Source organism: Pseudomonas sp. UV AK001, assembly GCF_046097675.1.
Taxonomy (GTDB): domain Bacteria; phylum Pseudomonadota; class Gammaproteobacteria; order Pseudomonadales; family Pseudomonadaceae; genus Aquipseudomonas; species Aquipseudomonas kribbensis.
On sequence record NZ_JBJUVZ010000005.1, the window covers coordinates 387,199 to 399,875 of the forward strand.

At 61.3% G+C, this 12,677-nt stretch carries 12 protein-coding genes; 3 read left to right on the top strand and 9 right to left on the bottom strand.

Going from position 1 to position 12,677, the window contains the following annotated elements; translation table 11 throughout:
- Positions 1–21: 21 nt before the first annotated feature.
- The 3 genes from ACKLNA_RS17145 to ACKLNA_RS17155 form a co-directional block, all read right to left on the bottom strand.
- Positions 22–1,380, bottom strand: coding sequence for an 8-oxoguanine deaminase (locus ACKLNA_RS17145; RefSeq protein ID WP_408986542.1), 1,359 nt, complete (start codon positions 1,378–1,380; stop codon positions 22–24).
- Positions 1,381–1,563: 183 nt separating this feature from the next.
- The gene (locus ACKLNA_RS17150; protein WP_408986551.1) at positions 1,564–2,250 is read right to left on the bottom strand and encodes an SDR family oxidoreductase; all 687 of its coding nucleotides are present in this window, start codon (positions 2,248–2,250) and stop codon (positions 1,564–1,566) included.
- Positions 2,251–2,285: 35 nt separating this feature from the next.
- Positions 2,286–2,636 carry a MerR family transcriptional regulator gene (locus ACKLNA_RS17155; protein ID WP_408986543.1) on the bottom strand — a complete coding sequence of 117 codons (351 nt, stop codon included), beginning with the start codon at positions 2,634–2,636 and terminating at the stop codon, positions 2,286–2,288.
- Positions 2,637–2,719: 83 nt separating this feature from the next.
- On the opposite strand from ACKLNA_RS17155, the gene ACKLNA_RS17160 reads away from it, so the two are divergent.
- Positions 2,720–3,148, top strand: coding sequence for a hypothetical protein (locus tag ACKLNA_RS17160; RefSeq protein ID WP_408986544.1), 429 nt, complete (start codon positions 2,720–2,722; stop codon positions 3,146–3,148).
- On the opposite strand, the gene ACKLNA_RS17165 is transcribed toward ACKLNA_RS17160, so the two are convergent.
- From ACKLNA_RS17165 to ACKLNA_RS17190, 6 genes are all read right to left on the bottom strand, one after another.
- A complete protein-coding gene (locus tag ACKLNA_RS17165; protein ID WP_096819685.1) occupies positions 3,116–4,042 on the bottom strand; it encodes an ABC transporter permease in 927 nt (308 codons plus the stop codon). The genes ACKLNA_RS17160 and ACKLNA_RS17165 overlap by 33 nt on opposite strands.
- On the bottom strand, positions 4,042–5,148 hold the full coding sequence (locus tag ACKLNA_RS17170) for an ABC transporter permease (RefSeq protein WP_408986545.1): 1,107 nt from the start codon (positions 5,146–5,148) through the stop codon (positions 4,042–4,044). The genes ACKLNA_RS17165 and ACKLNA_RS17170 overlap by 1 nt, the downstream gene beginning before the upstream one ends.
- Before the next feature lie 11 nt (positions 5,149–5,159).
- Positions 5,160–6,710, bottom strand: a complete 1,551-nt coding sequence (locus tag ACKLNA_RS17175) for an ABC transporter ATP-binding protein (RefSeq protein WP_408986546.1) — start codon at positions 6,708–6,710, stop codon at positions 5,160–5,162.
- Positions 6,711–7,247: 537 nt separating this feature from the next.
- Positions 7,248–7,829, bottom strand: a complete 582-nt coding sequence (locus ACKLNA_RS17180; RefSeq protein ID WP_408986547.1) for an IMPACT family protein — start codon at positions 7,827–7,829, stop codon at positions 7,248–7,250.
- An 8-nt stretch (positions 7,830–7,837) separates the two neighbouring features.
- Positions 7,838–8,488, bottom strand: a complete 651-nt coding sequence (locus ACKLNA_RS17185) for a TetR/AcrR family transcriptional regulator (RefSeq protein WP_408986548.1) — start codon at positions 8,486–8,488, stop codon at positions 7,838–7,840.
- Between the two features lie 94 nt (positions 8,489–8,582).
- Positions 8,583–9,503, bottom strand: a complete 921-nt coding sequence (locus ACKLNA_RS17190; RefSeq protein WP_007958517.1) for a LysR family transcriptional regulator — start codon at positions 9,501–9,503, stop codon at positions 8,583–8,585.
- A gap of 139 nt (positions 9,504–9,642) precedes the next feature.
- Here ACKLNA_RS17190 and ACKLNA_RS17195 point away from each other — a divergent pair, with 139 nt between their 5' ends.
- Together ACKLNA_RS17195 and ACKLNA_RS17200 are read left to right on the top strand one after the other, a co-directional pair.
- The gene (locus ACKLNA_RS17195; protein WP_114881323.1) at positions 9,643–10,992 is read left to right on the top strand and encodes an aspartate aminotransferase family protein; all 1,350 of its coding nucleotides are present in this window, start codon (positions 9,643–9,645) and stop codon (positions 10,990–10,992) included.
- Between the two features lie 76 nt (positions 10,993–11,068).
- A complete protein-coding gene (locus tag ACKLNA_RS17200) occupies positions 11,069–12,562 on the top strand; it encodes a CoA-acylating methylmalonate-semialdehyde dehydrogenase (protein ID WP_085711290.1) in 1,494 nt (497 codons plus the stop codon).
- Positions 12,563–12,677: the final 115 nt, after the last annotated feature.

Below are 12,677 nucleotides of genomic sequence, written 5' to 3' on the forward strand. Positions count from 1 at the left end.
GTGGGAACGATCAGGAGGGGATCAGGTACCGGCGATCAACTGCCGAGCCGCCTGGCTGTGATCGGCAATCAGGCCTTTGAGATCCAGCCCTTCAACCTGCCCGTCAACCACGCGCCACTTACCGCCGACCATCACCCGATCCGCCCGGTCCGCACCGCACAACAGCAGTGCCGAGATCGGGTCATGGCTGCCGGAGAAGCGCAACTCATCGAGCTTGAACAGCGCCAGATCCGCCTGCTTGCCCACCGCCAGCTCGCCGATGTCGGTGCGGCCCAACAGGCTCGCCGAACCCTTGGTTGCCCAGCCCAGCACGCGTTCCGGGGTGATCTTCTCGGCGCCATAACGCAGGCGCTGGATGTACAGCGCCTGACGCGCTTCGAGGATCATGTTCGACGCATCGTTGGACGCCGAACCATCCACGCCAAGACCGAACAGTGCGCCGGCATCGGTCAGTTCGATGCTCGGGCAGATGCCGGAGGCCAGGCGCATGTTCGAGCTCGGGCAATGGCAGATGCCGGTGCCGGCGGCGCCGAGGCGGGCGATTTCGTCGGGGTTGAAGTGGATGCCGTGGGCCAGCCACGTGCGCGGGCCGAGCCAGCCAACGCTGTCCAGATAATCCACGGTGCGCAGACCGAAACGTTGCAGGCAGAAATCTTCTTCGTCGAGTGTTTCGGCAAGGTGAGTGTGCAGACGCACATCGAGTTTGTTCGCCAGTTCGGCGCTGGCGGACATGATTTCCGGGGTCACCGAGAACGGCGAGCACGGCGCCAGGGCGATCTGGATTTGCGCGCCGTCGCCACGTTCGTGGTACTCGTGAATCAGCCGCTGACTGTCATCGAGAATCACTTGGCCTTCCTGCACGGTCTGCTGCGGAGGGAGGCCGCCGTCCTTCTCGCCGAGGCTCATCGAACCGCGGGTAAGCATGGCGCGCATGCCCAGTTCGCGCACGGTTTCGACTTGCACGTCGATGGCGTTTTCCAGGCCGTCCGGGAACAGGTAGTGGTGATCGGCAGCGGTGGTGCAGCCCGACAGCAGCAACTCGGCCAGCGCGACTTTGGTGGCAAGGGCGAGTTTTTCAGGCGTCAGGCGCGCCCACACCGGGTACAGGGTTTTCAGCCACGGGAACAATGGCTGGTTGACCACCGGCGCCCAGGCGCGGGTCAGGGTCTGATAGAAGTGGTGATGGGTGTTGATCAGGCCCGGCAGGATCACGTGTTCACGGGCATCGAACACTTCATTGCACGGGGCGGAAGGCTGTTGGCCGGCGCCGAGCACTTCGGTGATCACACCGTCTTGCAGCACCAGACCGCCACGGGCGTCGAGGCCGTTGGCCGTGAAAATGGCGAGGGGATTTTTTAACCAGATACGGGTCGCAGGCATTGTGGCCGGCTCCTCTGAAAGTTGGGTTCAGGGTTGCCAGCTCAGTGTTGCCCTGTCTGCTGATCCAGGGTCGCCGCGAAGGACGAGGTGCGGAGTTTCGAACAAAATGTTGCGACGGGCAAGCCCAACCCGACCAGACACCGGGATAACCCTGTGGGAGCGAGCCCCCACAGGGTCCAGTGTTTACCAGGGAATGGTTTCACCCTTGTAGTTCACGAAGTGATGGCCGCCCTTGCCGGCAAATGCGTCCACCTGATCCACCAGGCCACGGGTGCTGGTGTCCACGTCGATGTCGGCGCCTTCGCCGCCCATGTCGGTTTTCACCCAGCCCGGATGCAGCGACAGCACGGTGAGTTTCTGATCGCCCAACTGAGTGACGAAGCTGTTGGTCATCGAATTCAGCGCCGCTTTACTGGCCTTGTACAGCGCCAGTTCCGGCGCGTCGGGCATGGTCACACTGCCCAGCACCGAGCTCATGAACGCCAGCACGCCGCTGCCGTCGCGGATCTGCCCGACGAAGCGCTGGGCCAGATTGATCGGCGCCACGGCGTTGGTGAAGAACAGCTGGCCGACTTCCGCCAGCGTCGCGCCGCCCGGGGTCTGCACGTCAGGGCCTTTGACCCCGGCGTTGACGAACAGCAGGTCGAAGGTCTCGCCCTTGAGCTGCTGGCTCAGGGCAATCACCGCTTGCTGGTCGTCCATGTCGAGTTTTTCGATCTGCACGTTGCCCAGTGCTTTCAGCGCTTCGGCGTTCGCAGGGTTGCGAACCGTGGCGGTGACTTGCCAGCCATCGGCCAGCAGGGTTTTCACCAGCCCCAGGCCCAGGCCCCGGGAGGCGCCGATGATCAGTGCGTGCTTGGCAGGATTCAGTGCGGACATGATGGGCTTCCTTGAAAGTTGAAAGATCACGGGTTCAATGGACAGCGTTGACCGAGCCGTTGCTGCAACTCGTGGCGCAGCTCACCGAGTTCGGCCATGCGGGTTTCGATCAGCTTGAGCTTGTCTTGCAGCAATTGCGTGACGGCGCTGTCCGGATCCGGCGATTGCCACAGCGCGCCAACGCTGCTGCCGATCTCGCCGAGAGTAAAGCCCAGACGCTGCGCCGTCTTGATGTACAGCACCAGTTGCACCATCTCCGGCGGATAGTCGCGATAACCGTTGGCACTGCGCTGGGCCGCGATCAGTCCGCGCTCTTCGTAGAAACGCAGCGTGTCACGGCTGACATCGCAGCTTTGGGCCAGCTCACCGATGCGCATCAAGGACATCTCGAAAGTGTTTGACCCTGGAGCATACTCCAGGCTTTACCGTGGTTGCTCCCTGAATTTTCGGAGCAAGGACGATGTGGACTTCAACGCAGTATCGCAACGTGGTGCGTGGCAGTGCCTGGTATGACTTGATCGTGACGGTGGCGTTTGCCACGCCGTGGAGTTTTGCCGCGTTGCATGGGGTTTTGACAGCGCTGAGTCAGGCGCTGAACCTGTCCGGCGAATTGCCGCCGTTCGAGCCAGTGCATCTGTTGATGGCGAACCTCTTGGGCTCGGTGGTTTGTGTGTGGGCGGTGCTGCGGATTCGCGATCCGCAGCAGGTTTATGGACGCTATGACGCGGTGGCGCGGTTTCTGTTCACCGCATGGCAGGCGTATGCCCTGGCCCACGGCGCCAGTTCGTTGCTGGTGGGTTTCCTGGTCTTCGAACTGGCGTGGGGCATTGCACAAGTGTTGCCTGTTAAAAGCCCCTCAGTGTCCGGCCTGCCACGGCTGGCCCAGTGACACCGGCGCATACAACCGCGTACGCACCGCATCTCGCGACAACAGCACCAGTACCAAAATGGTCGCGACGTACGGTAGCATCGCCAGCAGGCTCGATGGAATCGCCAGCCCCAACCCCTGCGCAACCAGGTGCAGGATGCTGGCGAGGCCGAACAGATACGCGCCGAGCAACAGTCGCCACACCCGCCAACTGGCGAACACCACCAGCGCGAGGGCAATCCAGCCGCGTCCGGCGGTCATGTTCTCGGCCCACATCGGCGTGTACGCCAGCGAAAGATAAGCCCCGGCCAGTCCGGCCATCGCGCCGCCGAACAATACGGCCAGCGTACGCACGGTCAGCACGGGCAGGCCCATGGCACTGGCTGCATCGGGATTTTCGCCGACCGCTTGAATGATCAGCCCGACACGGCTTTTCACGATCACCCAGGCCACCAGCGCAAACAGCGCGAACGACAGGTACACCAGCAGATCCTGGGCAAACAACATGCGGCCGATCAGCGGAATTTCACTCAGGTAGGGAATCGCCAGCGGCTCGAAACCGGCCAGCGGTTTGCCGACCCACGCCGCGCCGACAAAGGTCGACAGGCCTACGCCAAAAATCGTCAGCGCCAGCCCGGTCGCCACCTGATTGGCGTTGAACACCAGCGCCACCAGCGCAAATAGCGATGACAGCAACATCCCCGCAAGCATCGCCAGCACCACGCCAAGCCACAGGTTGCCGCTGTTGAACGCGACGATGAAACCGATCACCGCACCAAACAGCATCATCCCTTCCTGCCCGAGGTTGAGCACGCCGCTCTTCTCGCAAATCAATTCACCCAGCGCCACCAGCAACAGCGGTGTGCCGCAACGCACCATGGCGTAGAAAACATTGCTCAGCAGATCGATATCCATCACAGCGCTCCGGCGGTTACGGCGGTGGTTGAAGTGCGCCGCACCCAGCGCAGGTTCAGGCGTGGCCGGTAGAGGATCAGCACGTCACAGGCCAGCAGGAAAAACAGCATCATTCCCTGGAACAACTGGGTGATCGCCTGGGGCAGGTTCAGCGTCATCTGTGCGCTTTCGCCACCGATGTACAGCAGTGCCATCAACAGGCTGGAAAACAGAATCCCGACGGGATTGAGCCGCCCGAGAAACGCCACGGTGATCGCCGCATAGCCGTAACCCGGCGAGACCTGCGGCACCAGTTGCCCGATCGGCCCGGTGACTTCGCAAACACCGGCAAGTCCCGCCAATCCTCCGCTGGTCAGCAGCGCGAGCCAGATCAGACGCTTCTCGCGAAACCCGGCAAACCCCGCCGCGCGTTTATCCAGCCCGAGCACTTTGATCTGGAAACCGACAAAGCTTTTCTGCAACAACACCCACACCGCCACCAGCGCCAGCAGAGCGAAATACACCCCGGCGTGAACCCGGCCATCCTCCATCAACAACGGCAGGCGGCTGGCGTCGCCGAACATTGCCGACTCGGGAAAGTTGTACCCGGCCGGGTCCTTCAACGGCCCGTGGACGCAGAACAGCAACAGGTTCAGCGCGATGTAATTGAGCATGATGCTGGTGAGGATTTCATTGGCGTTGAAGCGCGTACGCAGCCAGGCGGTCAGCCCGGCCCATGCGGCGCCGGCGAGGGTGCCGGTCAGCAGGATCAGCACCAGTGCCCAGCGGCTTTGCATGTCGATGATGTTCACCGCCAGCGCACTGCCGGCCAATGCACCAAGCAACAATTGACCTTCGGCGCCGATGTTCCAGATCCGCGCTTGATAGGCCACCGCCAGGCCCAGGGCGCAGAGCAGGATCGGCAACGTCTTGACCAATAATTCGGACACGCCATACAAGTCGCTGACCGGCGCGATCAATAAGGTGTGCAAGGTTTGCAGCGGATCGTGACCGAGGGCGATGAACAGCAGCGAGCCGCAGCCGAGGGTCAGCACCGCCGCCAACAACGGCGAGCACCACAGCATCAGGCGCGATTGGCGGCCACGGTGTTCGAGGGAAAGCAGCATGAAAAACTCCGTTAAACCGCAGCGGGTTGAGGTTGAGGGCTGTGGAACTGGCCGGCCATCCAGCCACCGACATCGCTGATTCGGGTTTGCGCCGTGTCTTGCAGCGCCGTCATCCGCCCGCCGCAGAGCGCGCCGAGGCGGTCGCTGATCTGGAACAGTTCGTCGAGGTCTTCGGAAATCACCAGAATCGCCGCGCCGGCATCGCGCAGGGCAATCAGGGCGCGATGGATCACCGCCGCCGCGCCGACATCCACGCCCCAGGTCGGGTGCGCGGCGATCAGCAGTTTCGGCTGCTGGAGGATTTCCCGGCCGAGGATGAATTTCTGCAGGTTGCCGCCGGACAAACTGCGAGCGCTGGTTTGGGTGTCCGGGGTTTTCACCCCGAAGCGCTGGATGATCGCCTGGGCGAGGGATTCGACTTTGTTGCGCTCGATCAAACCGAGGCTGACCAGCCCTTGCTGAAAGGCTGTGAGCAGGGCGTTGTCCGCCAGGCTCAACTCCGGCACCGCGCCGTGACCGAGACGCTCGGCAGGGACGAATGCGAGACCGAGTCTGCGCCGTGTATCCGGGCGCAGATCGGCCACCGCATGTTTGCCAAAGCGAATGGTGGCGGCGGCATTGCGGGGCAGAGTCTGTTCGCCGCCGAGCAGGGCCAGCAACTCATCCTGACCGTTGCCGGCGACTCCGGCGATGCCAACGATTTCGCCGCTGCGCACCTGCAAGTGGATGTCGGTCAACGAACAGCCGAACGGATCGGGGTTGTGCCAGTTCAATCCGCTGACCTGCAGGAATGTCCCGCCGCCACTGGCTTTCGGGTACTCACCGATCAGCGCCGCCGACTCGCCGACCATCAGTTGCGCCAGTTGCTGGTCGGAGCATTGCGCCGGTACGCAATGCCCGGCCACCCGACCACCGCGCAATACCGTAGCGCTGTGGCACAAGGCGCGCACCTCGCCGAGTTTGTGGCTGATGAACAGAATGCTGCAGCCTTCGGCCGCCAGCCGGCGCAGGGTTATGAACAGATCGTCGGCTTCCTGCGGGGTGAGCACCGAGGTCGGTTCGTCGAGAATCAGCAGGCGGATGTCCTGCATCAGGCACCGCACGATCTCCACCCGTTGGCGCTCGCCGATCGACAGGCTGTGGACAAGTCGCTCCGGTTCCAGCGCCATGCCATAACGACGGGACACTTCGCGGATTTTCGGTTCAAGCTGTTTCGGCGTTCCGGCGGCCGGCCCCATCGCCAGCGCAATGTTCTGCGCCACAGTCAGGGTTTCGAACAGCGAGAAATGCTGGAACACCATGCCAATGCCCAACTGCCGGGCCTGGGCCGGGTTGCGCATGTTCACCGGTTGCCCTTGCCAGAGCATTTCGCCCGCGTCGGCCTGGGTGACGCCGTAGATGATCTTCATCAGCGTGCTTTTGCCCGCGCCGTTTTCACCAAGCAGCGCGTGGATTTCACCGGGGGCGATGCTCAGGTCGATGGCGTCATTGGCGAGGCAACCGGGATAACGTTTGCTGATCCGGCGCAGTTGCAGGCGCGGGGTGGACGTGGGATTTGGCATGACAGGCTCGGGTCGCTTGGAGTTGTGCCTGTGGATAAAGCAATTTCCTGGCCATTGAGTCAGGAACCCTTCAAGCGTTTGCCCGGCGCCCCTTCAGGTAGAGCCATGAAGGCAGAACTGCTCCGATTCGCGGCACCAATTCAGCGCAAAGCCTTTGATCAGGCTCCAGTTTTGTTCGTGAAATTCTGGTTAAAAAACGAGCAATCGCGGCGGAGCCAAGCTGCACCTGCGGCAACGGGAGTCATGAACGGGTTATCCACAGGTTGCTCCACAGTATTTGTGTGCAATCGGACAACCTTGGCATAAGCGCAGCGGTGCTATCTCCTAATGGCGATAAACAGATCTAACTGATTGTTTTTGCTTGGAATTAAACTTTTTTCATGTGCTTTGGGCGAAAAGTGTACAAATCGCGCGAAGCCACGTGACAGAAGGGTTACAGCGGTGTGTGCTCAGGTTATCCACAGTCGGGTGCACAGGTGATGTGGGCAACTCTCTGGAATATGGGAATTTGCTCGTGCCCCGAAATATTGCAGGTGTTCAGCGCTGGAGCAGGATGCGTCCGCGGCTGAGGTCGGCCAGCTGGTTTTGCAGCAATGGAATCTGCGCCTCACCCACCGCCAGCTGTAATTCGACGCCGTTGGCGGTGAAGGTTTCTTCCACCACCAGACCGCCGAGATCCGCCACTCGCAACTTCACCAGTGCCAGTTCGGCAAATGCGCAGGCACAGCGCAGGGGCACACGGCTGATCAATTCGATTTTCGCCGCGGCTTGCAGGCATTTGTTGGCGCCGCCGCCATAGGCCCGGGCCAGGCCGCCGGTGCCCAGTTGAATGCCGCCGTACCAGCGGATCACCAGCACCGCGACCTGATCACAATCCTGCGCCTCGATGGCTGCAAGAATCGGTCGCCCCGCAGTGCCACCGGGTTCGCCGTCGTCGTTGCTGCGGTATTGGTCACCGAGTTTCCACGCCCAGCAGTTGTGCGACGCGTTCAAGTCGCTGTGCTGCTCGATGAAGGCTTGCGCTTCGGCAGGGCTGCCGATCGGCGCGGCGAAGGTGATGAAACGGCTTTTGCGAATCTCTTCGCGGAACTCGCAGAAGCCGCTGAGGGTGAATGGCATAAAACGACTTATATAGAAGAAGTGAGGCCGCAGCCTTTGAGAATGATGCGGATCAGGTTGTTGCCGGCGTCTTCCATGTCCTGTTTGGTCAACTTGCTGCGACCGCTGACCCGGCATATCTGTGTGGCGAAGTCGGCGTAATGCTGGGTGCTGCCCCACAGCAGGAAGATCAGGTGTACCGGATCCACCGGGTCCATCTTGCCGGCATCGATCCACGCCTGGAATACGGCGGCCCGGCCCTGGAACCAGGCGCGGTAGTCCTGGTTGAAATATTCGGTGAGGCATTCGCCGCCGCTGATCACTTCCATCGCGAAGATTCGCGACGCTTGTGGCTGACGGCGGGAAAACTCCATTTTGGCGCGGATGTAGCGGGTCAGTGCTTCGGCCGGATCGTCCTCGGCCGTCAGGGTGTTGAAGGTGCTGTCCCACAACTCGAGGATGTTGCTCAGCACCGCCACGTACAACCCGAGCTTGTTGGTGAAGTAGTAATGCAGATTCGCCTTGGGCAACCCGGCCTTGGTGGCGATGGTGTTCATGCTGGTGCCTTTGAACCCGTGACGGGCGAACTCGTCTTCGGCGGCTTTGATGATGGTCTCTTCGTTCTTCTGACGAATGCGGCTGGCAGGTTTGCCGCCGTGAGCGGGGACTTCAAAGGTCATAGGCACTTCCGGGTTTGTCTGTGGGGTGCAACCAGTTGCGTTGATAGCGCAACCATCGGCCTGCGACAAGCCCCGGGCAATAAAACGCCGGTCATCAGCGGGTGGCGGCGAGGCTTTCGAGAAAACTTTCCAGCACCAGATGCGGACGGCGGCCCTTGCGGGTCACCGAAGCCAGGCTCAAATCATAGAAGCGGGTACTGGCCTTGAGCGCACGCAGCCGTCCCTGTTGCACCCAGAGACTGGCGTAGTGATCCGGCAGATAACCGATGTAGCGACCGGTCAGAATCAGGAATGCCATACCCTCGCGGTCGGAGGCGCTGGCGGTGCAATTGAGCGCTTGATAGTGGGCCTGAATTTCCGCCGGCAAACGAAAGGTTGGTGCGATGGCGTCCTGACTGTTCAGGCGTTCGTCGTCCAGTTGTTTGTCATCCACATAAAACAGCGGATGGCCCACCGCGCAATAGAGCAGCGAACGTTCGCTGTACAACGGCTGATACTCCAGCCCGGACAGCGCACTGGCCTGCGGCACCACGCCGACATGCAGGCGTCCGTCGAGCACGCCTTGTTCGACTTCGTTGGGGGCGATCATGCGGATCTGGATCTGCACGTCCGGCCCGCGCTCTTTCAACTGCGCGAGCGCGTGGGTGATGCGCATGTGGGGCAGGGTGACGAGGTTGTCGGTCAGGCCGATGATCAATTCGCCGCGCAAGTGCTGGTGCAGGCCGTTGACCTCGGTGCGGAAACTTTCCAGTGCACTCAATAGCTGCAGCGCCGATTGATAGACCTCGCGGCCCTCTTCGGTCAGGGAGAAACCGGCGCGGCCGCGCTGGCACAGGCGCAGGCCGAGGCGTTGTTCCAGATCGCTCATCTGCTGACTGATTGCCGAGCGCCCGATGCCGAGCACGGTTTCCGCCGCCGAGAAGCCGCCGCACTCCACCACGCTGCGAAAAATCCGCAGCAGGCGAATATCAAAATCACTGACCTGGGCCAGCGGATCGGGGCGGCGGCTGCTCATCTTGTTATTCTCATTGTTTAGCAAGGTTCTAACTGAAGGTTAGAAAAGTTGGATTTCACCGACTTTATCGGCGTGGCAACTTAGCTGCAACAACGACTTTTATCTCCCTGAAGCTTATTGCCCTGCGAGGTTTTGCCCGATGAACATGCCTGAAAACGCGCCGTCGCCACTGGCCAGCCAACTGAAGCTGGACGCGCACTGGATGCCGTACACCGCCAACCGCAACTTCCAGCGCGACCCGCGCCTGATCGTTGGTGCCGAAGGCAGCTGGCTGATCGACGACAAGGGCCGCAAGGTGTACGACTCGCTGTCCGGTCTGTGGACCTGCGGCGCCGGGCATACCCGCAAGGAAATCCAGGAAGCGGTGGCCAAGCAGTTGGGCACTCTCGATTACTCGCCGGGCTTCCAGTACGGCCACCCGCTGTCGTTCCAACTGGCCGAGAAAATCACTGACCTGACCCCGGGCAACCTGAACCACGTGTTCTTCACTGACTCTGGCTCTGAGTGTGCCGATACAGCAGTGAAAATGGTCCGTGCCTACTGGCGCCTGAAAGGCCAGTCGACCAAAACCAAAATGATCGGCCGTGCCCGTGGCTACCACGGCGTGAACATCGCCGGCACCAGCCTCGGTGGCGTCAACGGCAACCGCAAGCTGTTCGGTCAGGCGATGATGGATGTCGATCACCTGCCGCACACTCTGCTGGCGAGCAATGCCTTCTCCCGTGGCATGCCGGAGCAGGGCGGTATCGCGCTGGCCGATGAACTGCTGAAGCTGATCGAACTGCACGATGCTTCGAACATCGCTGCAGTGTTCGTTGAGCCTCTGGCCGGTTCCGCTGGCGTGTTGGTTCCACCACAGGGTTATCTGAAGCGTCTGCGCGAGATCTGCGATCAACACAACATTCTGCTGGTGTTCGACGAAGTGATCACCGGTTTCGGCCGTACCGGCACCATGTTCGGCGCCACCACTTTTGGCGTGACCCCGGATCTGATGTGCATCGCCAAGCAAGTCACCAACGGCGCGATTCCTATGGGCGCGGTGATTGCCAGCTCCGAGATCTACCAGACCTTCATGAACCAGCCGACCCCGGAATACGCCGTGGAATTCCCGCATGGCTACACCTATTCGGCGCACCCGGTGGCTTGCGCCGCAGGCCTGGCAGCACTCGACCTGCTGCAAAAGGAAAATCTGGTACAGAGCGTGGCCGAAGTTGCACCGCACTTCGAAAATGCCCTGCACGGCCTGAAAGGTGCGAAGAACGTAATCGACATTCGTAACTACGGCCTGGCCGGTGCGATCCAGATCGCGGGCCGTGACGGCGACGCTATCGTGCGTCCATTCGAAGCCGGCATGGCGTTGTGGAAAGCCGGGTTCTACGTGCGCTTCGGCGGCGACACCCTGCAGTTCGGCCCAACCTTCAACAGCAAGCCGCAAGACCTCGATCGTCTGTTCGACGCGGTCGGCGAAGTGCTGAACAAGCTCGACTGATTTTTCCTTCTATATAGCTACGCAAATAGCAGGCGTCCCTTGTGGGCGTCTGCGCACAAGAATTCAGGAGTTTTCGATGAGCGTTATCCCGCATTTGATCAATGGCGAACTGGTGACCGAGAACGGTCGCGCGGTTGACGTTTTCAACCCGTCCACCGGTCAGGCGATCCACAAGCTGCCGCTGGCCAGCCAGGAAACCATCCAGAAAGCCATCGATGCCGCCAAGGCTGCGTTCCCGGCCTGGCGCAATACGCCACCGGCCAAACGTGCCCAGGTCATGTTCCGCTTCAAGCAACTGCTGGAGCAGAACGAAGCACGCATCTCGCAATTGATCAGCGAAGAGCACGGCAAGACTCTGGAAGACGCTGCCGGTGAACTGAAGCGTGGCATCGAGAACGTCGAGTTCGCCTGCGCAGCGCCGGAAATCCTCAAGGGTGAGTACAGCCGCAACGTCGGTCCGAACATCGATGCCTGGTCTGACTTCCAGCCGCTGGGCGTGGTGGCCGGCATCACCCCGTTCAACTTCCCGGCCATGGTGCCACTGTGGATGTATCCGCTGGCGATCGTCTGCGGCAACTGCTTCATCCTCAAGCCGTCCGAGCGTGATCCAAGCTCGACCCTGCTGATCGCGCAACTGCTGCTGGAAGCCGGCCTGCCGAAAGGCGTGCTGAGCGTGGTGCACGGCGACAAGACTGCGGTGGACGCGCTGATCGAAGCGCCGGAAGTCAAAGCGCTGAGCTTTGTGGGTTCGACGCCGATTGCCGAGTACATCTATGCCGAAGGCACCAAGCGCGGCAAACGCGTACAGGCACTGGGCGGCGCGAAGAACCACGCGGTGCTGATGCCGGATGCTGATCTGGATAACGCGGTGAGCGCGCTGATGGGCGCGGCTTACGGTTCTTGCGGCGAGCGCTGCATGGCGATTTCGGTGGCCGTGTGTGTGGGTGACCAGGTAGCGGACGCACTGGTGGCCAAACTGGTTCCTCAGATCAAGGCGCTGAAAATCGGTGCCGGCACTTCTTGCGGCCTGGACATGGGGCCGCTGGTCACCGGTCAGGCTCGCGACAAAGTCAGCGGCTATGTCGAAGACGGCGTGGCGGCGGGCGCGACCCTGGTGGTCGACGGTCGTGGTCTGAGCGTTGCCGGTCATGAAGAAGGCTTCTTCCTGGGTGGCTGCCTGTTCGACAACGTCACCCCTGAGATGCGCATCTATAAAGAAGAAATCTTCGGGCCGGTACTGTGCATCGTTCGGGTGAACAGTCTGGAAGAGGCGATGCAGCTGATCAACGATCACGAATACGGCAACGGCACCTGCATCTTCACTCGTGACGGTGAAGCGGCGCGTCTGTTCTGCGACGAGATCGAAGTCGGCATGGTCGGTGTCAACGTACCGCTGCCGGTGCCGGTGGCTTACCACAGCTTCGGCGGCTGGAAGCGTTCGCTGTTCGGTGACCTGCATGCCTATGGTCCGGATGGCGTGCGCTTCTACACCCGTCGCAAGGCGATCACCCAGCGCTGGCCACAACGTGCGAGCCATGAAGCTTCGCAATTCGCATTCCCTAGCTTGTAAGTAGAAGGGCACTGCATTGAAGGCCGACCTTTTAAGGTCGGCCTTCTTGTTTTCGGGCTTTTTTGACCGATGTGACAGATTTATGAAAATAGGGGTTGACGGCAGATTCTGAGTC

Bases quoted from the DNA above. Each gene is read 5' to 3' on its own strand.
- ACKLNA_RS17145 (WP_408986542.1), bottom strand. From the start codon at position 1,380: ATGCCTGCGACCCGTATCTGGTTAAAAAATCCCCTCGCCATTTTCACG.
- ACKLNA_RS17155 (WP_408986543.1), bottom strand. From the start codon at position 2,636: ATGCGCATCGGTGAGCTGGCCCAAAGCTGCGATGTCAGCCGTGACACG.
- ACKLNA_RS17160 (WP_408986544.1), top strand. From the start codon at position 2,720: ATGTGGACTTCAACGCAGTATCGCAACGTGGTGCGTGGCAGTGCCTGG.
- ACKLNA_RS17165 (WP_096819685.1), bottom strand. From the start codon at position 4,042: ATGGATATCGATCTGCTGAGCAATGTTTTCTACGCCATGGTGCGTTGC.
- ACKLNA_RS17170 (WP_408986545.1), bottom strand. From the start codon at position 5,148: ATGCTGCTTTCCCTCGAACACCGTGGCCGCCAATCGCGCCTGATGCTG.
- ACKLNA_RS17175 (WP_408986546.1), bottom strand. From the start codon at position 6,710: ATGCCAAATCCCACGTCCACCCCGCGCCTGCAACTGCGCCGGATCAGC.
- ACKLNA_RS17180 (WP_408986547.1), bottom strand. From the start codon at position 7,829: ATGCCATTCACCCTCAGCGGCTTCTGCGAGTTCCGCGAAGAGATTCGC.
- ACKLNA_RS17185 (WP_408986548.1), bottom strand. From the start codon at position 8,488: ATGACCTTTGAAGTCCCCGCTCACGGCGGCAAACCTGCCAGCCGCATT.
- ACKLNA_RS17190 (WP_007958517.1), bottom strand. From the start codon at position 9,503: ATGAGCAGCCGCCGCCCCGATCCGCTGGCCCAGGTCAGTGATTTTGAT.
- ACKLNA_RS17195 (WP_114881323.1), top strand. From the start codon at position 9,643: ATGAACATGCCTGAAAACGCGCCGTCGCCACTGGCCAGCCAACTGAAG.
- ACKLNA_RS17200 (WP_085711290.1), top strand. From the start codon at position 11,069: ATGAGCGTTATCCCGCATTTGATCAATGGCGAACTGGTGACCGAGAAC.